The organism is Betaproteobacteria bacterium, assembly GCA_016194905.1.
In the GTDB taxonomy this organism is placed as follows: Bacteria; Pseudomonadota; Gammaproteobacteria; order Burkholderiales; family JACQAP01; genus JACQAP01.
The window spans coordinates 385,300-406,938 of sequence record JACQAP010000021.1 but is presented as its reverse complement, the minus strand read 5'-3'; the positions used below and the strand labels follow the sequence as shown (position 1 = coordinate 406,938).

Annotated in this window: 16 protein-coding genes and 3 tRNA genes; 11 read left to right on the top strand and 8 right to left on the bottom strand. The window is 58.6% G+C overall.

The features are described 5' to 3' along the window. Positions 1-132: 132 nt before the first annotated feature. From HY067_16000 to HY067_15980, 5 genes are all read right to left on the bottom strand, one after another. Positions 133-867, bottom strand: a complete 735-nt coding sequence (locus tag HY067_16000; protein MBI3529454.1) for a peptidase — start codon at positions 865-867, stop codon at positions 133-135. Positions 868-923: 56 nt separating this feature from the next. Next, positions 924-1,871, bottom strand: coding sequence for an alpha-E domain-containing protein (locus HY067_15995; protein MBI3529453.1), 948 nt, complete (start codon positions 1,869-1,871; stop codon positions 924-926). A gap of 112 nt (positions 1,872-1,983) precedes the next feature. Continuing rightward, entirely contained in the window at positions 1,984-3,402 is a 1,419-nt protein-coding gene (locus tag HY067_15990) for a circularly permuted type 2 ATP-grasp protein (protein MBI3529452.1), read from the bottom strand. Between the two features lie 188 nt (positions 3,403-3,590). Continuing rightward, entirely contained in the window at positions 3,591-4,163 is a 573-nt protein-coding gene (locus HY067_15985; protein MBI3529451.1) for an NAD(P)H-dependent oxidoreductase, read from the bottom strand. Between the two features lie 248 nt (positions 4,164-4,411). Further along, positions 4,412-6,154, bottom strand: coding sequence for an EAL domain-containing protein (locus HY067_15980; GenBank protein ID MBI3529450.1), 1,743 nt, complete (start codon positions 6,152-6,154; stop codon positions 4,412-4,414). A 655-nt stretch (positions 6,155-6,809) separates the two neighbouring features. Here HY067_15980 and HY067_15975 point away from each other — a divergent pair. From HY067_15975 to HY067_15960, 4 genes are read left to right on the top strand one after another with little or no spacing between them, the layout of a single operon-like run. Then, positions 6,810-7,928 (top strand): ABC transporter permease, encoded by a 1,119-nt coding sequence (locus HY067_15975; protein ID MBI3529449.1) that lies wholly within the window; start codon positions 6,810-6,812, stop codon positions 7,926-7,928. Further along, on the top strand, positions 7,928-8,686 hold the full coding sequence (locus tag HY067_15970) for an ATP-binding cassette domain-containing protein (protein ID MBI3529448.1): 759 nt from the start codon (positions 7,928-7,930) through the stop codon (positions 8,684-8,686). Before HY067_15975 ends, HY067_15970 begins: the two co-directional genes overlap by 1 nt. A gap of 1 nt (position 8,687) precedes the next feature. Beyond that, entirely contained in the window at positions 8,688-9,632 is a 945-nt protein-coding gene (locus HY067_15965) for an MCE family protein (protein ID MBI3529447.1), read from the top strand. Further along, positions 9,629-10,207: a membrane integrity-associated transporter subunit PqiC gene (locus tag HY067_15960; GenBank protein ID MBI3529446.1), complete on the top strand. Its 579-nt coding sequence runs from the start codon at positions 9,629-9,631 to the stop codon at positions 10,205-10,207. The genes HY067_15965 and HY067_15960 overlap by 4 nt, the downstream gene beginning before the upstream one ends. 48 nt (positions 10,208-10,255) lie before the next feature. Here the strand turns inward: HY067_15960 and mnmC are convergent, their stop codons facing one another. After that, positions 10,256-12,178, bottom strand: coding sequence for a bifunctional tRNA (5-methylaminomethyl-2-thiouridine)(34)-methyltransferase MnmD/FAD-dependent 5-carboxymethylaminomethyl-2-thiouridine(34) oxidoreductase MnmC (gene mnmC / locus HY067_15955; GenBank protein ID MBI3529445.1), 1,923 nt, complete (start codon positions 12,176-12,178; stop codon positions 10,256-10,258). A 300-nt stretch (positions 12,179-12,478) separates the two neighbouring features. Here mnmC and HY067_15950 point away from each other — a divergent pair, with 300 nt between their 5' ends. The 6 genes from HY067_15950 to HY067_15925 all read left to right on the top strand — a co-directional run bounded on the left by HY067_15950 (position 12,479) and on the right by HY067_15925 (position 17,547). Continuing rightward, the gene (locus HY067_15950) at positions 12,479-12,928 is read left to right on the top strand and encodes a (2Fe-2S)-binding protein (GenBank protein MBI3529444.1); all 450 of its coding nucleotides are present in this window, start codon (positions 12,479-12,481) and stop codon (positions 12,926-12,928) included. Between the two features lies 1 nt (position 12,929). Then, positions 12,930-15,233 (top strand): xanthine dehydrogenase family protein molybdopterin-binding subunit, encoded by a 2,304-nt coding sequence (locus HY067_15945; protein MBI3529443.1) that lies wholly within the window; start codon positions 12,930-12,932, stop codon positions 15,231-15,233. Positions 15,234-15,393: 160 nt separating this feature from the next. Beyond that, a tRNA-Ala gene (locus HY067_15940) sits at positions 15,394-15,469 on the top strand. 21 nt (positions 15,470-15,490) lie between these two features. After that, positions 15,491-15,566, top strand: a tRNA-Glu gene (locus tag HY067_15935). 348 nt (positions 15,567-15,914) lie between these two features. Then, complete coding sequence (locus HY067_15930) at positions 15,915-16,724, top strand: hypothetical protein (protein MBI3529442.1); 810 nt, start codon at positions 15,915-15,917, stop codon at positions 16,722-16,724. Between the two features lie 22 nt (positions 16,725-16,746). After that, the gene (locus HY067_15925) at positions 16,747-17,547 is read left to right on the top strand and encodes a hypothetical protein (GenBank protein ID MBI3529441.1); all 801 of its coding nucleotides are present in this window, start codon (positions 16,747-16,749) and stop codon (positions 17,545-17,547) included. Positions 17,548-18,500: 953 nt separating this feature from the next. Here the strand turns inward: HY067_15925 and gltX are convergent. Beyond that, complete coding sequence (gene gltX, locus HY067_15920) at positions 18,501-19,901, bottom strand: glutamate--tRNA ligase (GenBank protein MBI3529440.1); 1,401 nt, start codon at positions 19,899-19,901, stop codon at positions 18,501-18,503. Positions 19,902-20,049: 148 nt separating this feature from the next. Here gltX and HY067_15915 point away from each other — a divergent pair. Further along, positions 20,050-20,124 (top strand) — tRNA-Val (locus tag HY067_15915). Between the two features lie 625 nt (positions 20,125-20,749). Here the strand turns inward: HY067_15915 and HY067_15910 are convergent. Continuing rightward, positions 20,750-21,583, bottom strand: coding sequence for a DUF1003 domain-containing protein (locus HY067_15910; protein ID MBI3529439.1), 834 nt, complete (start codon positions 21,581-21,583; stop codon positions 20,750-20,752). Positions 21,584-21,639: the final 56 nt, after the last annotated feature.

Here is a 21,639-nt window from a genome sequence, read left to right as displayed (position 1 = left end):
CAGAGAACACAGGGAACACAGAGAAAAACAAACGTGACAGGAATAACCTCCAAACGCTCCACGATACCGGTTGCCCGATTCTTGAGTTTTGCCCTCCTCTGTGACCTCTGTGTCCTCTGTGGCAAATGCCTTTCAGGAAAGCCAGTCGGGGTTGGGGAGTTCGGCAAATAATTTCCGCATTCCGCTGCCCCAGCTCTGGCGGATCATCGAGAAGTACGGATCGCCCTCGCCGATGCGTTTCTGCATGCCCATGCGCAGTGAATCGCGCGGATACCACGCCAGGTCGATCGGCAGACCGACCGAGATGTTGCTGCGTATGGTCGAGTCGAAGGAAATCAGCGCGCATTTCGCGGCTTCCTTATATGGCGTCGCACTGCTCAGCACGCGGTCCAGGATGGGCTTGCCGTACTTGCTCTCGCCCACCTGGAAATAGATGGTATCGGACAGAGCCTCGATGAAATTGCCTTGCGCATAGATATTGAACAGGCGCGGCTCTTCGCCCTTGACCTGGCCGCCGAGCAGCAGAGTGGCGTTGTAATCGATATTGCTTTGCGCGAGATAAGGTCCGTCCCGCCGCTGTATGTCGCGCAACGCATCGCCGACCAGGGTGGCGACATCGAACAGGCTGCTTACGTTCCAGATCGACTCCTTGTCGGCCTCGAAGTGCTTGTGGCGGTCCAGGATATTCATCACCCCCTGGGTAACGGCCAGGTTTCCGGACGTCAGGATGACGAACATGCGATCGTCCTTCTGATCGAAGATTCTCATCTTGCTGAAGGTGGCGATGTGATCGACGCCGGCGTTGGTGCGGGAATCCGCGGCGAACAGCATTCCCGAATCCAGCTTGATTGCTACACAGTAGGTCATGAACGTTCCATCAGTCGTGGAACCTCATGATAACCCAGCCGCAACGTCGCCTAAATTCACGCGTAAGCGACATTGAAGAAGCTGCGGTTGACCTCCTCGCCCAGCTCCTGCAGCCGGGTCAGGAAATCCGTCAGATACTCGTGCAATCCGCTGCTGAAGATCGCATCGATGCGACCAAAGCGCAATCCGGCATGCAATTCACCGGCGCGACGCAGCGCCTCGCCGGAATAAGGAGTGGCGATGGTCTGGAAGATGTCATACGACTCTTCCATGCAGGCGTGCAGCGAACGCGGCATGTCGCGGCGCAGGATCAGGAGTTCGGCGACCCGCAGCGGCGTGATCACGTCCCGATACACCTTGCGGTAGGATTCGAACGCGGACACCGAGCGCAGCACCGCCGCCCACTGGTAGTAGTCGACGGCCCCGCCCACATCCTCCACCTTGGGCAACAACACGTGATATTTCACGTCCAGAATGCGCGCGGTGTTGTCGGCACGCTCCAGAAACGTCCCGAGGCGATTGAAATGGAAAGCGCCGTCCTTCAGTGCGGTGCCGACGGTGACGCCGCGGAACAGGTGGGAACGCTCCTTGACCCAGTCGAAGAATGTCAGCGCGCCGTCGCCCGCCAGCCGGTCTTCGGTGAGATGCTGCAATTCCAGCCAGGTGGAGTTGAGAACTTCCCACATCTCGGAGGTCACGTTGCCTCGCACCGCGCGCGCATTTTCTCGCGCCGCCTTGGCGCACGACACGATGGAGCCGGGATTGTCGGGATCGAGCGCCATGAACATCATCACGTCCCGGGAGGTCACCGTGCTGTAGCGCCCCTCGAAGGGATACAGCGTGCCGGAAATGTTGAGTGGCGCCAGCCATTCCGACTCCTGCGTCTCGGACGCTTGCGACATGAGCGACATGCGGTAAGCCACGTCGAGAATGCGCGCGGTATTCTCCGCGCGCTCGACGTAGCGGGCCATCCAGTAGAGGTTTGACGCCGTGCGGCTCAGCATGTGCTTCGCGAGGGACGAGGAATGAGGAACGAGGGGCGAGACAAGACCGCGATCTTCCTCGTCCCTCGTCCCTTATGGCCGAAGGCCGGTATCCCGTGGGCGTCCCTCGCCCCTAGTTCTCTACTATCCATGTGTCCTTGGTACCGCCACCCTGCGAGGAGTTCACCACCAGCGAACCTTCGCGCAACGCCACGCGGGTCAGCCCGCCCGGAACCATCATCACGTCCTTGCCCGACAGCACGAAGGGCCGCAGATCGATATGGCGCGGCGCCACGCCCTGCTCGACGAAAATCGGGCAGGTAGACAGCGATAGCGTCGGCTGGGCAATGAATTTCTCCGGAGCATCGAGGATGCGCTGCCGATAGGCCTCTCGCTCGCGTTCGGTAGACGTCGGGCCGATCAGCATCCCGTAACCGCCGGAACCATGCACCTCCTTCACCACCAACTCGGCCAGATGAGCCAGCACGTATGCAAGGTCGTCCGCGAAACTCAACTGGTAGGTCGGCACGTTATTGAGCAGCGGCTCTTCGTCGAGATAGAAGCGGATCATTTCCGGAACATATGGATAGATCGACTTGTCGTCGGCCACGCCCGTGCCGATGGCGTTGGCAAGCGTGACCTTGCCCTTGCGGTAGGACCCGACCAGTCCGGGCACGCCGAGCATCGAATCGGCACGAAATGCCTGCGGGTCGAGAAAATCATCGTCGATGCGGCGATAGATCACATCCACGCGTTGCGGCCCGCTGGTCGTACGCATGTAGACGGCGTCGTCGCGGACGAACAGGTCGGCGCCTTCCACCAGTTCGATGCCCATCTGCTGCGCGAGGAAAGCATGCTCGAAATACGCGCTGTTGAACTGGCCGGGCGTCAACACCACCACAGTCGGATTTTCCACGCCTGTCGGCGCGACGCTGCGCAGGTTCTCCAGCAGCATGTCGGGATAGTGCTCGACCGGCGCTATCGACTGGCGCGCGAATAATTCTGGCACCAGCCGCATCATCATCTTGCGGTTTTCCAGCATGTAAGACACGCCGGAAGGCGTGCGCAGGTTGTCCTCCAGCACGTAGTACTCGCCCGCTCCCGCGCGCACCAGATCGATCCCGGCGACGTGCGCATAAATCCCGCCGGGCACGTCGAGGCCGACCATTTCCGGGCGGAATTGCTTGTTCTCGGTCACGCGCTCCTTCGGCACGCGACCAGCCCTGAGGATTTCCTGGCCATGGTAGATGTCTTGCAGAAAAGCATTCAAGGCCTTGGCGCGTTGACGCAGTCCCTTCGCGATCGCGCGCCACTCGGCCGCCGGGATGATGTGCGGAAGCATGTCGAACGGGATCAGCCGCTCGGACCCGGCCTCCTCCCCATAAACCGCAAAGGTGATGCCGACGCGATGGAACAGCAGATGCGCGGCCTGGCGCATCTGCACGATATGCTCGGGCGGCGTTTCGGCTATCCATTCCGCGAGCGGCTGGTAGTGGCTGCGGACGCTGCCGTCAGCCAGATACATTTCGTTGTAGTAGGAATCGAAGGACATGCTTAACCCCAAGTCGATCCAGCAACCGCTGTGCCACCGCGGTTAACCTGCCACTGGACGCTCTAACCTCATGAACGAAATATAGTTTCTCGCTTCCGGACTACTGACGGCCGCTACCCGTCGGAAACCCATGCACCGCCCCAAGGCATGGACCTGGGCAAGTGCACCGAGTTGGAGAAAGACGTCCGTCAGCCGAGCTTGCGGACAAAGGTTACAACTTCGGCGCCGATCGAGCGGATCGTTTCTCTCTGGCGCTCGTCCTGAAGATTTCCGTCTGCGTCGAATGCTTCGTTGGCACGTGCGATGCTCAGGTTCGTGGGGATGACGACCACGCCGAGATGCGAGAGGATCGCGCGCAACATGGCCAGGCTGCGCACGCCGCCGTAGTTGCCGGGCGACGCGGACATGAGCCCGCCCACCTTGCCCTTGAAAGCCACCAGCGGCGGCTCCCCCGGTTCCGCACGCGAAGCCCAGTCGATCGCGTTCTTGAGCACGGCGGTCATGGCCGTGTTGTATTCAGGCGAACTGATCAGGATGCCCTTGTGTTCGATGAGCAGTTGCTTGAACAGTTTCGCGTTCGGCGGCAGTCCCTGCTCGCGCTCGATGTCGCCGTCGAAAAGCGGCATCGGAATGTCGCGCAGATCGACTTCGGTGACTTCCGCGCCGGCGGCGCGCGCACCTTCCGCCGCGATGCGGACCAGTTTCTTGTTGAAGGAGCCGCTGCGCAGACTGCCTGCAAACGCGAGAATCTTTTGTGCCATCACCCTTGAGCCAAGAGGCAATGCATTGGAGCCGGACCCACTTGCAAGCGGGCGAACGCGACCTCGGTTATTGCTTCGGACCCCACACTGCCATCGCCGAAAATCATGAAACCGGCTGTCGTGCTGATCGACAACCGCATCGATTTCATTGCCGCCGAACCTGAACGGATTCTAATGGTGCGGCGGCGGGGCGAGCTGCTCGGGCGCAACATCATCCCGGAACTCGGCAGCCGCTAGGCCGCCGACGATCAGGCGATGTTCTGTTCGAGCTCGCCGGTGGTGATCAGCTTGACCAGCTGGGGCGAGGTCAGCGGCCGGCCGAAGAGATAACCCTGCGCGTACTGGCAGCCGTAGGCATTGAGAAACGCCAGTTGTGCCTCGTTTTCCACACCCTCCGCGATCACCTTGATGCCCAGGCTGCGCGCCAGCGTGATAATGGCGCGCACGATGGCCGCATCGTTGGGGTCGGAAGAGATGTCGCGCACGAAGGACTGGTCGATCTTCAGCAGGTCCAGCGGCAGCCGCTTGAGATAGGAAAGGCTCGAGTATCCGGTGCCGAAATCGTCGATGGCGATCTGTACGCCGAGCGCAGCCAGCCTCTCGAGAGTCACGATCGAAGACTCGGCGTCGTTCATGACCGCGCTCTCGGTCAGTTCTATTTCCAGGTTTTTCGCCAGTGCCCCGGTATCGCGCATGATATCCATCACCAGTTCCGCGACGTCGTACTCCTGAAACTGGCGGGCGGAAACGTTCACCGCCACCTGCAGGGAATAGCCGGCATCCTGCCATTCACGAATCTGCCGGCAGGCCGTGTGCAACACCCACTCGCCGATCTGGCCGACCAGTCCGGCCTCTTCGGCCACCGGCACGAAGCGCGACGGCGGAATCATCCCGAGCTTGGGATGCTTCCAGCGCAGCAAGGCCTCCGCGCCGAATATGCGTCGGGTCGCCAGATCGATCTTCGGCTGGAATACCAGGCTCAGTTCTTCGCGCTGTATCGCCGTGCGCAGGCCCGCCTCGATCAGCATGCGGTCCTGCACTTCCTGGTTCATGCCGGCAGTGTAGAACTGGAAATTATTGCGCCCGAGGTGCTTGGCGCTGGACATCGCCGCGTCGGCGTGCTTGATGAGTTCGTCAACGCTGCCGGCATCATCGGGATACAGGCTGATCCCGACGGACGCGGAAACGAACAACTCCTGGCCATCGCTGGGGAACGGGCGGGCGAGATCATCGAGCATCGCCTCGGCTGCCGCAGAGAGCGTCTGCAGACTGGTCACGTTCGGGAATACGATGGTGAACTCGTCGCCTCCCACACGGGCGACGGTATCGGCCTCGCGGGTTGCCTTGCGGACACGCTCCGCGGCCTGTTTCAGGAGCGCATCGCCGACGTAATGTCCAAGCGTCTCATTGACCACCTTGAAGCGGTCGAGATCGATGTGCATGAGTGCGACGCGCAGCCGGTTGCGATGCGCCTGAGCTATCACCTGCGTCAGATGGTCCTGCATCAGAAAACGATTCGGCAGGCCGGTGAGCACGTCGTAGTTGGCGAGATACTGAACCCGTTCCTCGGCACGTTTGCGTTCGCTGATATCGCGCGAGGTGAGCACGATGCCGCGGATGCCTGGATGATCAAGCAAGTTGTTGCCCAACACCTCGAGATGAATCCAGGAACCGTCTGCACGACGAAAGCGCAGTATCACCGGCGCCATGGCCGTTTCGCCTTTCAACAGCGCGTCGAATGCATCACGCGCGCGGGCGACGTCCTTCGGGTGGATAGTCTCGAACGGAGTCTTGCCGATCAGCGCGCCGCTCGGATAGCCCAGAATGCGCGAAGCCGCCGGCGACTCGTACACCGTCATCCCATTTGAATCGTGGATGGTGATGATGTCGAACGAGTTCTGCACAAGCGCGCGAAATCGGGCCTCGCTTTCCAGCAAGACATCCGTCTTGCGTCGGTCGCGTGGAGAACGTTCGAAAGGACCGGAGCGCATTGGCTACTCGACTCTGGCGCCGCGAAATGCGCGATAGCTGTGTTTTCTTGTATTCAAATCCCCCCCTGGACAGAATCGCGGCATGCGTTTCGAAATGCCGGAAATTTCTTAAAGTTAACCGTTTTATGTTTTGTTTATATTGTGGTTTCTTTGTCCATTCTAACGCGAGTTTTGGCTATTAGTCTCGTAAAGGTTCATTCGGTGTCGCCCCGCTTGGACAAAGGCGCAGGAAAAGGCGTTGAAGATGCGTCACCGGACACTCGCCGTTACGCGAGTGGAATCAATTGGCTTTTTCAAATACCAAATCGCTGATAATTCAGTGAGTTTGTTTGATTCTCACTGCCAAGATCCTGTTTTTTCCTAACTAGGTCGTCGCACGATATTTTAATATAACTTTCTTTATTTTCATTCGCTTGAATGTCTCACTTCAAGTAATCACAAAAGCGTGGTCGGCAAATGTCGGTATGCATGATGCCTTTTCCGTTTGAATTCGAGTGTCCTCAGGCAAAGGCATAGGCTGCTGAAGGTTCTTGATAATCCTCCTCTTAACTTTTTTGCAGCTTGGGATTTCCGGACCCTTTCCGGGCTCTTGCGAGCCGCTGCCGCTACAATTCGTCCCGTCATATCGCTTTGACCTGGACATAACCTCATCTTCATGACGCAAGGATCGGCGCAGCTAAAAACGACCGATGCGGGCGAGCGCGTGGTCGTGCTTTCGGGGGACTGGACTCTGGCCGCATTGCGCTCGTCCATCGGGAGGACTTTCAACGCGCTCAAATCCATTTCGACCGATCCGACGCTCAAGTGGGATCTGCGCCAGATTGATGCGCTGGACAGTACAGGGGCGCTGTTGATCTGGCGAACCTGGGGAGGCGATCGTCGCCGGGCCGCCCTGCTAAAGCCGGAACACTCAGCGATCCTGGATCGCATCGCTGCGGTTCCCCCGGTGGAGCCGGCGCGCTGGCGCCCGGATCTGCTGGCGCCGATCGTCTTTCTGGGACGGCGCGAAGCCCGGTTCGGCGATCATGCGCTGGCTTTGGTGGCGTTGATAGGCCTGCTGGTTCTCGATGCGTCCTACCTGCTCGCGCATCCCCGGCAAATTCCCTGGCGTGAAATCTCGGCGACCATATATAAAGCCGGAGCGCTTGCCATGCCGGTCACCGCACTGGTGGGTTTTCTGATCGGCGTCGTAATTTCCTATCTCACGGCCGACACGCTCAAGGCCTACGGCGCGGGCGTTTACATCGTGAACCTGCTTGGCATATCGATCATCCGCGAACTCGGACCGCTGCTGGTCGCCATCCTGCTCGCGGGTCGCTCCGGTTCGGCGATGACCGCGCAAATAGGCGTCATGCGGATTACCGAAGAAATCGACGCGATGATCACCATGGGGATTTCGCCGATCTCCCGCCTCGTGCTCCCCAAGGTTGTTGGTCTGGCAGTGGCAATGCCGCTGGTCTCAGTCTGGGCGATTGCAGCGGCCCTGGTAGGCGGCGCGCTGGCCGCCCGCGCCCAACTCGGCATCAACTTTTTCTATTTCCTCGGCACGCTGCCCAAAGTCGTTTCTCCGGACAACATCTGGATAGCCTCGGTCAAGACGCTGACTTTTGGCATGGCGATTGCCCTGATTTCCTGCCACTTCGGATTACGCACCAAACCCAATACGGAAAGTGTATCCAATTCGATCACGACCTCGGTCGTCGCCGCGATTACCATCGTGATACTGCTTGATGCGGTGTTCGCGATCATGTTCAGAAACGTGGGATTCGACTGATGGCCGAGCCGATAATCGACGTGAAAGACCTGTGGACCAAACGCGGCGAGCAGACGATTCATCGCGATCTGGACATGCAGGTCAATGCAGGCGAAATCATCGGCCTCGTCGGCGGCTCCGGCAGCGGCAAGACTACGCTGCTCCGTGTTGTCATCGGGCTCGATGCGCCGGCACGCGGAACAGTGAGATTGTTCGGAATCGACCCGCTGAACGCCGAACGCCGAAGACGTCTGGCCGTGCAGCGGCGTTTCGGCACGCTGTTCCAGGCTGGCGCCCTGTTCTCGGCACTGAGCGTATTCGACAACGTGGCGCTGCCTTTGCGCGAATTGCGCAGCCTGGACAAGCGCCTGATCCGTGATCTGGTGATGTTGAAACTGAACCTGGTGGAAATCGAAGCGCGCCACGTCGGCAAGATGCCGGCCGAGCTTTCCGGCGGGATGGTCAAGCGCGTCGCCCTGGCGCGCGCGCTTGCACTCGATCCCGAGTTGCTGGTTCTGGACGAACCGACTGCCGGCCTGGATCCAGACCGCAGCCGCAGTTTCGTCAAATTGATACAGTCGCTGTCGCGCGAGCATAGCCTCACCGTGTTCATGGTCACGCACGACGTGGACACGCTGTCGACACTTGCCAGCCGGGTGGCTGTACTCGCCGAAGGTCATATCATCGCCGACGGGCCTCTGGATGAGGTCAAGCAGAACCCGCATCCCTTCATAGCCAGCTTCTTCGCCACGGCCGAGCCGTTGCCAACCCCGAACTGAAATGGAAAGCCGCGCTTACGCTCTGCTGACCGGCTTGTTCACGATCCTGCTCGGCCTGGCGCTTGCCGCGACGTTCGTCTGGTTTCGCGGCGACACCAAGAGTTACAGCAACTACCTCGTGGTTTCCAAGTTTCCGGTCAACGGATTGAACCGCCAGGCCGCAGTCCGCTTCCGCGGCGTGGAGATCGGCAAGGTCGATGATATTTCGCTCGACTCACAGGATTCCAAGAACATATTGATCCGGGTCGGGCTGGACGACAGCGTGCCGATAACCCGCGGCACCTTTGCCCAGCTCGGCTACCAGGGATTGACCGGCATCGCCTACATAGTACTGGACGATGACGGCTCCAATCCCGCTCCCATGCAGTACCCGGTTGGGGGACTCGCTCGCATAGAAGTGCGTGGCAATGTTTTCGACGACCTCGCGCAATCCAGCAAGGCATTGCTGCAGCAGGCAGCCGATCTGCTCGATCGGCTGAACAAGATAGCGAGCGACTCCAACCAGTCCAGAATCGAAAACACGCTCGCCAATTTCGAAAAGGCTTCGGCCCAGCTCGAGCCGGCATTGCGCGCGATTCCGGAAGTCACCGAACGCGCGAAAAAATTTCTGGGTGAGGACAATCAGCAGAGCCTGCGAAGGTCGCTGGCGAACATCGAACAGGCCACCAATTCCGTCGTGCCGGCGGTCGAGGATTCGCGCAAGGTGCTCGCCAACATGCGCCAGCTCTCCGACAAGCTCGACAAACTGGGCACCGAAATCTCGTCTGAAATTACCGACAGCACGCTGCCGAAGGTCAATCAACTCGTCGAGCAACTCGGTCAGGATACGCAGGACTTCCACAGACTGATGTTGCAGATCGAACGCGAGCCGCAGAGCCTGGTGTTCGGGCTTCAGCGGCCGCAACCAGGACCGGGCGAACCCGGATTCAACGGTGCACGAAAATGAAAACGCTGATCATATTCCTGGCTATCGCGCTGCTTGCCGGCTGCGCCTCCGGCAGCAAGCTGCCGGTCGAAACCTATGATTTCGGGATCGCCGCTGCGGCGACAGTGCCGCCCGGACAGGATGTCTTCGTCGCCGAAGTTCGTGCCGCAGAGTGGTTGAGCACCACGGACATGCTGTATCGGCTGGAGTACCGCGACGCGCGCATCCTTGCGCCCTATGCCGCGAGCCGCTGGGCCGGTGCGCCGGCCGCCATGCTGACAATACGCCTGCGCCAATCGGTCGGAAATGGAACGTCCGCCCGCGGCAGGAAGGCAAAATGCAGCTTGACGCTCTTCCTGTCGGAATTCAGCCAGGTATTCGCAGCCGAGCAGGATAGCCGTGCCGTAATGCACATGCACGCAACGCTGACCGATATGGCGACTGCCGAGCGAGCGCTGGTTCGCGAATTCCGTATCGAGCGGCCGGCCCTGACACCGAACGCGGCAGGCGGAGCGGCGGCCTTTTCGGACATTGCCACGTCAGCGGCCGAAGAACTCAATGCCTGGATCACGGAAGCGGGCACTTGCAAGAGTTGAACTTCGAGCACGCCGTCGGACACATCGGCGGTCATGACCCTCGGCTGGCTAGGTTGCCGCGCCGGTACTTCGGACTTTTTTCTCCAAGAATCTCGACGGGCCCAGCGCCTTGAGCATGCTTGTCTCGACCGGCATCGGTTCGCCGTTGATGCGGCTTGCCACGATTTCCGCGGCAAGCGCGGCCCAGGTCATGCCGCGCGACCCCAGGGCCAGGCAGGCAAACAGGCCGTCCTCGCCGGCAGCATCCGGAAGTCGCGGGTCCGACAGCGCGCCCAACACCGGCAGGCGATCCGCGCTCATTGCCCGGAAAGCAACCCGTCCGCCCAGCATTTCAGGCGCAACGCCGTCACTGAACCCGGGGAGCATCGCTTCCAGCCGCCGCAGATTCGCCACGTGGTCCTCGGTTCGCATTCCCGGTTCCAGCATGCCCTCATTGAAACTGGCACCGAAGCAGTGCGCACCGTCGATCGCCGGCGTTACGTAACCCTCCCTGCACACTGCAATTCTGAGATTCCGGCCAGGCAGTTGTCGCATCAGACTGACTTGCCCGCGCACAGGCCGCAGCGGCAACCAGGCTGCCTGAGAAAACCGATTCGCCATGAAAGCGTTGGCGAGCACGATGACTGCCGCGCTGGCCAGCGTCTTTCCAGAGGCTTCGACCGCCTCCCAACGCCCGTCGACGTGCCGCAGACCGGCGACATCGTGTCCATATAAATTACTGACTGACCCTCCTGAACCATCGAGATTCGATCGGCACATGCTGGCCGGCTGTGCCCAGACCGCGCGGGGAAACCAGCAGGCCGGACCGGCTACCGGCACACCTGTCATCTCAGTTGCCTCCCGAGGGTGCATGACTTGTATCAGATCGGCCGGCAATGCGAATTGCTCGACGATACGTTGCTGTTTGTCGAAGTGATTGGCGTCGCGGGCCAGTTGCAATACGCCTCCTTCACCGTGAGTGGGCCCGCTGCCCAGCTTCTCCAGCGCCGACTGATGCCGGCTCGCGTAGAGAAAAGCAGCCGAGGTAAATCGGCTGTGCATGTTCCAGTCGAGAGAAAACACCGGCCGCACCAGTCCGGCCGGATTGCCGGACGCTTCCTGCGCCGGCGCCTGATGCCGTTCGATCAACGCCACGCTCCAGCCACGCTCCGTCAATCTCTGCGCGCAGGAAGTGCCTGCCAGTCCGGCACCGATTACGATTGCACGCTTTTCGTTCGCGGGCGTCACATCCGTCACCGGCCTCACAAAGCGGCCACAAAGCATTTCCCGTTTGTGCGCAAAACCCGCACGTTTTTGCACCGCAAAGCCGGCTGCAGCGAGCCCATGACAAACCACCGATGCAACCGTATAGGTCGCAAGCGTTGCATTCGGACTGGCCAGTCGCGCCAACTCCGCAAAAACCTGGTCGCTCCACATTTGCGGATTCTTCGCGGGCGCAAAGCCATCGAGAAAAAAAGCATCGGCCCTGGCTTGCAACTGACGCAGCATCAGGGCCGCGTCTCCGAACAGCAACGTCAGCGTCACCCGTCCGCCATCGAAGTGCAGACGATGAAACCCCGGCAGTAGCGGCGGATAGCGCTCGCGCAGTGCCGTGGCCATGTCCCGCAACTCCGGATAGCGTTCATGGATAACCTCGAGTTCCGCCAAAGGGAAAGGATGTTTCTCCACGGATACGAAATGCAGGCGGACGCTGTTCGCGGTGGTCTCCCGCAACGCCCGCCAGGTGGCCAGAAAATTCAGCCCCGCGCCAAATCCGGTTTCAATAATCGTGAAACGGTCAGTCTTATGCCACCGTTCCGGCAGATCGCTACCGTTCAGGAAGACATGTTGCGTCTGCGCGAGCGTGCCCTGGGAAGAAGCGTAGATGTCGTCGAACCGCGGGGAATAGAGCGTACCGTCGATGCTGAATGACGCCGCGGCGGGAACAAGGGGCTGAAAATCGGGTGACAAGGGGAAGACGGTTCTCGTCACTGCGGCCGGCTGTCTCTACGCATGGTCGTCCCTGCTTCTCGCGCTCTGGTGCAAATTTCACAAAGTTGGATGATGCCCGAATCCGTTGTGCGGAGCCGCAGTTCTCCGGGTATCCGAAATTTTGTATCCCATAAGATGGAAATAAGGATGGGAAAATGAGGCTGCACGCTATACACCGGCGCCACCAAAGGAGTACAGTTTCCGCGCAGCTTTTAAACCTATTATTGGAAGACCGCTGCTGCAGGAACAGTGTAGGCATGACAAACAAAAATATTTCAGGCTCGATGGAGGGTTAACCAAATGAAACTCAAAGTAAACCAGCAAGAGAGGGGTTACGAGGGAGATCCGCAAATGCCACTCATGTGGTATCTGCGCGATGAGCTCGCCCTCACTGGAACCAAGTTCGGGTGCGGCACGGGACTCTGCGGCGCCTGTACCGTGCATATCGACGGCAAAGCCGTCCGTTCCTGTGTCACGGTGATGAAGGATGTGTCGGATCATGCAGTGACCACCATTGAGGGGCTCTCCTCCGATGGCAACCACCCGGTGCAAAAGGCCTGGCGTGCGGCGAACGTGCCGCAGTGCGGCTATTGCCAGTGCGGACAGATCATGAGCGCAGCCGGACTGCTTGCAGAGAACAAGAATCCCTCGGATGACGATATTTTCGCGGCCATGTCCGGGAATATCTGCCGTTGCGGTTGCTATCAACGCATTTTTTCGGCGATCAAGTCCGCCGCCAAGGAGGCCTGAGATGAAAACCGCTAAAAGTCAGGCCATCGTAACGAACGTCAGCCGCCGCAACCTCCTGAAGGGTGTGGTGAGCACCGGCGGACTGGTTCTTGCCGCCCAATTTGTACCCACAAGCGTCGCAATGGCCGCGTACAAGACCGGCGCGGACGGAATGCCGGGTGGCGTCGTATGGGATCCGCATGTGTACGTCTCCATCGATCCGAGCGGCATAGTGACGATTGTCACGCATCGCTCCGAAATGGGAACCGGTTCGCGCACCAGCCTGCCCATGGTGGTCGCCGACGAAATGGAAGCCGATTGGTCGCAAGTCAGGATCATGCAGGCGGAAGGCGATGAGAAGAAATACGGCAATCAGGACACGGATGGATCGCGCAGCATCCGCCACTTCATACAGCCGATGCGCACATGCGGCGCCGCAGCAAGGCAAATGCTGGAGCACGCGGCTGCGCTGACATGGAATGTTTCCGATTCGGACTGCCGTGCCGAGAACCACAGGGTGATCCATATCCCGACCGGCAAATCGCTGGGCTACGGCGAACTCGCCGCGGTCGCCGCCACGCTGAAAACGCCCGACCAGAAGAGTCTGACGCTCAAGGATCCGGCGGACTTCCGTTACATCGGCAAGGGCCAGGTCCAGATCACGGATCTGTTCAATATCACCACGGGTAAAGCCAACTACGCGCAGGACATCCACGTTCCGGGCATGAAGTTCGCGGTCGTTGCACGTCCGCCGGTCGTCCTCGGCCAGGTCAAGACGTTTGACGAAGCGGCCGCCATGAAAGTCCCGGGCGTCGTGAAGGTCGTGAAGATCCCGGCAACGCCCATGCCCGCCAAGTTCGCTCCCCTGGGTGGCGTCGCGGTCATCGCGAACAGCACTTGGGCGGCGCTCAAGGGACGTGAAGCGCTGAAGGTCACCTGGGATGATGGCCCCAACAAGAATTACGATTCGGACGCGTACAAGGCGAAGATGCAGGCACAGGCGCGCAGGCCCGGCAAGATCGAGCGCAATGAGGGCGACGTCGACAAAGCCCTGGCAGGCGCCGACAAGGTCATCGAGCGCGAGTACTACATTCCGCATGGCGTCCACGTTCCGATGGAACCGCCTGCGGCAGTCGTACAGATCAAGGATGGGAAAGCCGAAGTCTGGGCGTGCGTGCAAAGCCCTGGCGGAACCCGTGGTGACGTCGCGAAGACTCTTGGCATGAAGGAAGACGATGTCAGGGTCAACGTTACGCTGCTGGGCGGCGGCTTCGGGCGCAAATCGAAATGTGACTTTGCCCTAGAAGCTGCAATCCTTTCCAAGGCGATGGGCGGCACGCCGGTGAAGGTGGTGTGGACTCGCGAAGACGATATCCATCACTCGTTCTATCACAGCGTGTCGTACCAGCACATTACCGCCGGCCTCGACAAGAACAAGAAGGTTGTGGCTTGGCGCCATCGCAGCGTTTCGCCGTCGTTGATGTCCAACTTCATGCCGGACCCGAAACGCGAAAGCGCATTGGAACTCGGACTGGGGCTGATCGACACGCCATTCGACGTACCCAACCTGCGACTGGAAACCGGTGAGGCCGTTGCTCAGACCCGCATCGGCTGGTTCCGCTCGGTCAACAACATTCCGCACGCCTTCGCCATGCAATCCATGGTGGCGGAACTGGCCCATGAACTTGGGCGGGATCCAAAGGACTTCCTGCTCGAGATGATCGGACCGCCGCGTATCGTCGATCCGCGCAAGACCGTGACGAGCGAGTTGTGGAATTACGGCGATCCGTGGGACACCTATCCGGTCGATACCGCCCGGACCCGCCGTGTCGTCGAGCGCGTCGCCAAGGAAGCCGGATGGGGTCGTCAGTTGCCCAAAGGCAGTGGCTTGGGCATAGCGGTTCAACGCAGTTTCCTGACTTACGTGGCAACTGTTGTGGAAGTCGCGGTGGACGACAAGGGTAACGTGACGGTTCCGCGTGTGGATACGGCGATCGACTGCGGGTTTGTGGTCAACCCCGAGCGTATCCGTTCGCAGATCGAAGGCGCCGCGGTAATGGGACTGAGCCTCGCGAAGCTGAATCAGATCACCTTCAAGAACGGCCGCGTTCAGCAGAACAACTTCCACGACTACCCGGTGCTGCGTATAGGCCAGGGTGCGATGGACGTTCGGACGCACATCATCGCCGCAACCATCGATGATCCGTCCAGCGGGGTTGGCGAACCGGGAGTGCCACCGTTCGCACCGGCGTTCATCAACGCAGTGTTCGCGGCAACTGGCAAGCGTATCCGCAACCTGCCGCTGGGTGAGCAGTTGACTGCCTGATGTAGAGTCTCTCCGCCTCGCAGGTACTGGAGGCGGTTGCTGGAAGCAAGAAAGTAACGCCCGTTCGGAAACGAACGGGCGTTTTCTTTTCGTTGTCGAACGGACCCGTTTCCCATTCTTTACAGAGGGAAATCCGGCCCGTATAATGCGCCCCTTTCGTGGGGGTATAGCTCAGCTGGGAGAGCGCTTGCATGGCATGCAAGAGGTCAGCGGTTCGATCCCGCTTACCTCCACCACGAAGCAAAGATCTGCCTTAAGTCCCTATCGTCTAGAGGCCTAGGACACTGCCCTTTCACGGCGGTAACCGGGGTTCGAATCCCCGTGGGGACGCCAAATAAAAACAGCCGGCCTTGTGCCGGCTTTTTTATTTGGCGTCCCCACAGGTTCGATTCGAGCCCCTCGGTTCGACAAGCCGACATCCAGTGAATGTCGGCTTGGACGCCGCGCAGCATTATGGCGCGGCGGTCCCTCGCGCGACCTTGGTCGCTTACGAGGGATTCGCGGATCGCGGAGGCAACATGAACCGCGAGCAATCCCCTTGGGGACGCCATCCACCACCATCAAACAGTCCCGCAATCGCAAAGGTTAGTTGTCAGAATATCGGCAGTTGCAATAAGCACTAAGCAGGATTCTGGAAAGACTCGACGGGGTCTGCGCAGTTAACTGAACAATTGGTGATGCATGGAAAAGTTAAAACATATCAATCTATCCGGATTTCCTCTACAAATTGGGCTCGCACATGCAATTGATGCGTCCAAGCAGTATCACGGTTGGAAGGTTCTTCATCAGGAACATGGATGGACCAATGAACGAACCCAAGAGTCGGGCTTTATCGACTTAGTGGTTGAGAATCGGCATGCTACTTTCGTTCTGAACATAGAATGCAAGCGTCCCCAAGAAGCTACGTGGCAGTTTCTATTGCCCCGGCCCCAAGATGGCCTAAGGAGACACTGCAAGTTTTGGGCATCGTATCTATCTAAATCACGTTCCGAATACTTCGACTGGATCGACTGCCCAATAGATCCAGATTCCTACGAATCAGAGTTCTGTGTTGTTGCAGGACAGGACGCCAAAGCAAGGCCCATGCTTGAACGAATTGCGGCCTCAGTCGTTTCGTCAACGGAGGCCATAGCGCAAGAAGAAGCGTACTTGCTACGAAAGTATGACTATGCACAGCTGAGAGTGTATGTAAGTGTTATTGCCACGACCGCAAAACTGGAGGTGTGCAAGTTTGATCCGAAAGACGTAGACCTTGAGACAGGCACAATCGCTCATGGAGACTTCGAGAATGTCCCGTATCTCAGATTTCGGAAGCAGTTATCTCACCTGCCTAACCTCGCTCAGTCCGTTGACTGGGCAGCGGGATTTGGATCGATTGGCGAAGCCAAGGAAAATACGGTATTGGTCGTTGAGGCATCCGCACTACCAAAGCTCTTAGGTGAATTGGAACTCGATAACAGAATCGGGTATGCCGTTTCTGGTCGCAGCTAGCTCAGCGCGATAATCTTGCGTAATGCTTCCTTCTGCCGACGAAAACGATCGACAACTCCGAGACCAATCCTCAGGTGCGGGCTTTCTTTACCGATATCGAGATCTTGTAGGGCCACGGGCCGAATGGGTACGACAGATAATTGTTGATTCGCGGGTTTACTTTGCATCCCCCGAGAAGTTCAACGATCCTTTCGATTGCCGGATTAGATTCCGTACAGATGGATCACCTGATGAACTTCGGGAGAATCTAAAGCAACTGCTGCGTAAGTATGGCTACTCGCGGCAGGAGCGCCGGGAGAGGATGCGAAAACTTGGTGATCCTGCGACTTTCATTCGCAACGTAACCGAAGGGTTTCAACGTGAAGTAAACGGCACGGGAATTCTTTCCCTGTCCTCGACTCAAGAAAGTATTCTTATGTGGTCCTACTATGCGAGCAGTCATAGCGGCGTATGCCTTCAATTCAGAGTCGTGGTAGACCCTCCGTTTTTTGCACTGGCCATGCCGGTGACCTACGTAAAAGAGCTTCCGGTACCGAACTTGCTAGGCAATGACCGAAACGAGCGGGCACAGCAACTCCTAATGACCAAAACGGAGGAATGGGTACACGAGCGCGAGTGGCGAATGCTTGAGCCGGACAGAGGCCCCGAAGCACGGGTTTTCCCAACCGAATTGCTTTCGGCAATTATTCTTGGCGCCAAGATTGACGAGGCCGACAAAGATAGAGTTTTGTCGTGGGTCGCTCAGCGTTCCATACCGCTACCTGTCTACCAAGCGGTCTTAGATGTCCCAAAGAATCGCTTGGCATTCGAACTGCTAGGCTAGCGAATCTTCCCCAAGAATTTCGGTAAGCCTAGTTCGCCTACTTGATATTGAACCCGGCTCGCGCCTCGGCCACAATCTGCCGTGCTGCGGGCGCGCAGATATCGGCCGGTTGACCGCTACAGGTAAAAGTGATCTGACCAGTTACAACCTTCCGAATCAGTTTCCGATAACGCCATAGTTGCGCCGAAGTAACAAGCATCGCAGGCATCGTACTTTTTCAATTGAGCGTTCAGCCACGAGCGAAGATCGCCAGTGCTTATAAATGTCCGTGCCATCACTACCTCCGTGTAGGAATAAGCACGCCATGCTTTTTCAGTAGAGCTTCCTGTGCTCGCCACGCATTACCGCTATTCTCGTTCCTGAGCAAAGCTGCAATTCCTGCGGCATGGATTTTCAACATTCGTTCGAATTCAACATTAAAGTAGGCTTTCGGAATTAGCACGCTTGCTGGGCCGACGATACCGACTTTGCATAATTCAATGCATCTGCGACGAAGTCTCGAATGCAACCGTCGGGCAGTGATCTCCAATCCACGCCGTCTCCCCAGAGCAACTTCTTGAAATAAGCTTTGCCCGTAAATTTATACGGTAGAAGCGTCCCCGCTACGTAGGGCGAAAGCACAACGAGTAATGCAACAAGGAGAACGAAGCCCCAAGTCGGCATCGCTATCTTTCCTTCCACGCTGTAACTGAAATATCCGTTGTGTGAAAGGCGGCGTCTGGCCGCTCTTGAACCATCTGGACAATGATAATCCTTTTATAATTTGCCGCCCGCCATTCGCAAGCTTCTGGCTGGTTGGGCGTTCTGCGGTTTTGGCTCAACTCCGCCAACGCCCTAGCCGAGCCCGTTGCCCCGCCACTCTATCCTTTGGTGGGCATAGCACGCTTCCGTGGAGACGCCAGAAAAATAAAACGCCACCGCGAAGGTGGCGTTTTATTTTGTTCGCACTGCCACTACCCCGGATACCGCTTCAGTTCCTCATCCGTTCGCCGCAGCACCTCTTCCCTGCCGATCAACTCCAACACCGCATCAATCGACGGCGTATGCGCCGTCCCCGTGAGCATCACACGCAGCGGCATTGCCAGTTTCGGCATTTTGATTGAATGCGCCGTAATGATTTCCTTGATCACCGCACTCAACGCCGCCCTGCTCCACTCGGCCGAGGCCAGCTTTTCGCGCAACGCCTTCATCGCGGGCAGGATGTCCGCCGTGTAGTACTGCGTCCGTAACTCCTCGGCCGGATGAAGTTGCCGGTAGAAATACACAGCCGCATCCGCGAGTTCCTCGATGGTGCCGACCCGGTCCTTGAGCAACGCGGAAACCGCGCGCAGATCGGGGCCTTTGGCGGGATCGCAGTCGGCAATCCTGAGGAACGGCGCGGCTAGTTCGGCGAGCCGCGCATCATCGGCCTGCTTGATGTATTGCGCGTTGAGCCATTTCAATTTTTCCGGATCGAATTTCGCGGGAGAACGGCTCACCGCCTCGAGCGAAAACCACTCGACGAATTGTTCGCGCGTGAACATTTCCGCGTCGCCATGGCCCCAGCCGAGCCGCGCCAGATAATTTATCAGTGCTTCTGGCAGGTAGCCCTCTTCCGGATATTGCGTCACGCTGACTGCGCCATGGCGCTTCGACAGCCGCTCGCCGTCGGCGCCGAGGATCATCGGAATATGGCCGAAGCGCGGCAGCGGCGCGCCGAGCGCGTTGAAGATGTTGATCTGCCGTGGTGTGTTGTTGACGTGATCGTCGCCGCGGATGACATGCGTCATGTTCATGTCCCAGTCGTCGACCACCACGCCGAAGTTGTAAGTGGGCACACCGTCACTGCGCAGGATGACCAGGTCGTCCAGTTCGTGGTTGCTGACGGTAATCGACCCCTTGACCAAATCGTCCCAGGTCACATCGCCGTCATCTGGATTGCGAAAGCGCACGACCGGCTTCACTCCCGGGGGCGGTGTTTTGCCCTTCGCGTTTTCCGGCCGCCAGCGGCCGTCGTAGCGCGGCTTCAGGCCTTTCGCGCGCTGTTCCTCGCGCATTGCATCGAGTTCTTCCTTGCCGGCGTAACACTGGTATGCGTTGCCGCTGTCGAGCAGTTTCTCCGCAACCTCGCGATAACGCGCGAGCCGCTGCATCTGATAGAACGGCCCCTCGTCATAGTCCAGACCGAGCCAGTCCATCGCGTCCAGAATGGCCTGCGTAGAGACTTCGGTGGATCTCTCGACGTCGGTATCTTCGACACGAAGGATGAACTTGCCGCCGGTCTTGCGCGCATAGGCCCAGGAGTACAGCGCGGTGCGCGCGCCGCCGATGTGCAGATAGCCGGTGGGACTGGGAGCGAAACGGGTACGGACCATCGGAACGTTGAAAGCAGCAGGACGAAAAGGGCGCCATTGTACGCGATGCCCCACCGCGCCCCGGCCCTTGCAAACCGAGGCTTGGCGCACGCCCCCCAAATTGACCCTGGCCGGGGCGCTATGGTTAAATGCCGCCTCTCTACAGGGGGGGTGGTTAGCTCAGCGGTAGAGCACTGCCTTCACACGGCAGGGGCCACTGGTTCGATCCCAGTACCACCCACCAACAATCAATAACTTAGAAACATTCCCCGAATCGGAGTATGGAAAAATGCGCTCGTGATTCGCGCAAATTTTGTATTTAATTTCGGATTATTTCAATCGCTGACTACGGTAGCGCATGATAAGTGCATATCGACGCCCTGCTCCACAAAGGCAGGGGTGCATTACGCCGACTGCGCCACCAGGACGAGGAAAGTTTGAAATCATTATTTGTGATTTCGAGTTACTGAACTACTGATTGGTCAGTTAGAAGATGAAATCCACGGGATCCGCTTGAACAAGCCGTTCAGGGGCCGCACTAGATCCCGGTCTACCACTCATAACCTACCGCTTGGGCATGTTCTGTGGTCTTCGCGGTTGCGGGACGTGTCACATCGGATCGGACTGCCCCAATTTGGGGAATTCGGACCAAGACCAGCAATGACAGGTCAATACGGCACGTCGCACGCGCCTATGTGAACGACACAAATCCGATTCGCGGCCTCCAGTCAGCATGTCGGTCGTTCACGTTTTCGACGTTCCTTCGTGACCGAGTGTCGTCGCTCGACTCTGGGTCAGAACAGTCCGGGTGAATTCAATTGATGCGTCGCAGGCTTTGGCCAAGGGTCTGTAAATCCGGGAAAGGCCACTCATCCGTTCTGTTCCAGCTCCATGTTCCGGCGGTGCTGGATCAGACCGGAGCGAAGCTCGTCGAGCTTGCGGTGAATCTGCTGGATCGCGAACTCCGCTTTGATGTTGATCTGGAAATCCTGATCGGCCTGCAGCCGGTCTTTAATGGCCTGCCGGTTCTGGCTCATCATGATGACCGGGGCCTGCAGCGCGGCGATGCAGGACAGGATCAGGTTCAGGAAGATGTAGGGAAACGGATCGGGCGGAGAGGTGAAGAAGTATGCCGTATTAACAGCCATCCAGAGCACCAAGAAGCCACAGAAGCTGATGATGAAGATCCAGGAGCCGCCAAAGCGCGCGACCAAGTCGGCCACTTTTTCGCCGAACGTCATTTGTTCATCGATGACCTCGTTGATGTTTTTCAACTGTACGCGCGCCAGCAGTTCGTCGGCCGTGCGCAGCCGGTGGATGATGACGCTCATGAATTGGCGCGCTGCGATCGGGCTGCGATTGGTGAGGGCGGCAATGCTAGTCAGCGGAATACAGATGAGGCTGGCGTCTGCTGTCGCACGCGCCGTGGCCGTACGCGGGTGACTGTCGAAGACCGAAAGCTCGCCGAAGAAAGAGCCGGCTTCGATGGTGGCGAGGATGATTTCCTCACCCTTCGCCGGCAGGACGATGTCGATAATCCCCTCTTCCACGATATAGAGATGCTCGGGCAGGTCTCCATGATTGAAAATGGTCTCACCCGCCTTGTAGAGCTGCCGCACCGCATCCTTCCTCAGTGGAGCAAGCTCAGCCGATGGTAGATTGGCAAACAGCGGCACGTTTTCGATCTGATAGATTTCGCTCATGTCCTGTCTCCGTAAAAGACGATTAACGTTCGAGCGTATTTAACCACCTGCTGGCT

Bases quoted from the DNA above. Each gene is read 5' to 3' on its own strand.
- HY067_16000 (MBI3529454.1), bottom strand. From the start codon at position 867: ATGACCTACTGTGTAGCAATCAAGCTGGATTCGGGAATGCTGTTCGCC.
- HY067_15995 (MBI3529453.1), bottom strand. From the start codon at position 1,871: ATGCTGAGCCGCACGGCGTCAAACCTCTACTGGATGGCCCGCTACGTC.
- HY067_15990 (MBI3529452.1), bottom strand. From the start codon at position 3,402: ATGTCCTTCGATTCCTACTACAACGAAATGTATCTGGCTGACGGCAGC.
- HY067_15985 (MBI3529451.1), bottom strand. From the start codon at position 4,163: ATGGCACAAAAGATTCTCGCGTTTGCAGGCAGTCTGCGCAGCGGCTCC.
- HY067_15980 (MBI3529450.1), bottom strand. From the start codon at position 6,154: ATGCGCTCCGGTCCTTTCGAACGTTCTCCACGCGACCGACGCAAGACG.
- HY067_15975 (MBI3529449.1), top strand. From the start codon at position 6,810: ATGACGCAAGGATCGGCGCAGCTAAAAACGACCGATGCGGGCGAGCGC.
- HY067_15970 (MBI3529448.1), top strand. From the start codon at position 7,928: ATGGCCGAGCCGATAATCGACGTGAAAGACCTGTGGACCAAACGCGGC.
- HY067_15965 (MBI3529447.1), top strand. From the start codon at position 8,688: ATGGAAAGCCGCGCTTACGCTCTGCTGACCGGCTTGTTCACGATCCTG.
- HY067_15960 (MBI3529446.1), top strand. From the start codon at position 9,629: ATGAAAACGCTGATCATATTCCTGGCTATCGCGCTGCTTGCCGGCTGC.
- HY067_15950 (MBI3529444.1), top strand. From the start codon at position 12,479: ATGAAACTCAAAGTAAACCAGCAAGAGAGGGGTTACGAGGGAGATCCG.
- HY067_15945 (MBI3529443.1), top strand. From the start codon at position 12,930: ATGAAAACCGCTAAAAGTCAGGCCATCGTAACGAACGTCAGCCGCCGC.
- HY067_15930 (MBI3529442.1), top strand. From the start codon at position 15,915: ATGGAAAAGTTAAAACATATCAATCTATCCGGATTTCCTCTACAAATT.
- HY067_15925 (MBI3529441.1), top strand. From the start codon at position 16,747: ATGCTTCCTTCTGCCGACGAAAACGATCGACAACTCCGAGACCAATCC.
- gltX (MBI3529440.1), bottom strand. From the start codon at position 19,901: ATGGTCCGTACCCGTTTCGCTCCCAGTCCCACCGGCTATCTGCACATC.
- HY067_15910 (MBI3529439.1), bottom strand. From the start codon at position 21,583: ATGAGCGAAATCTATCAGATCGAAAACGTGCCGCTGTTTGCCAATCTA.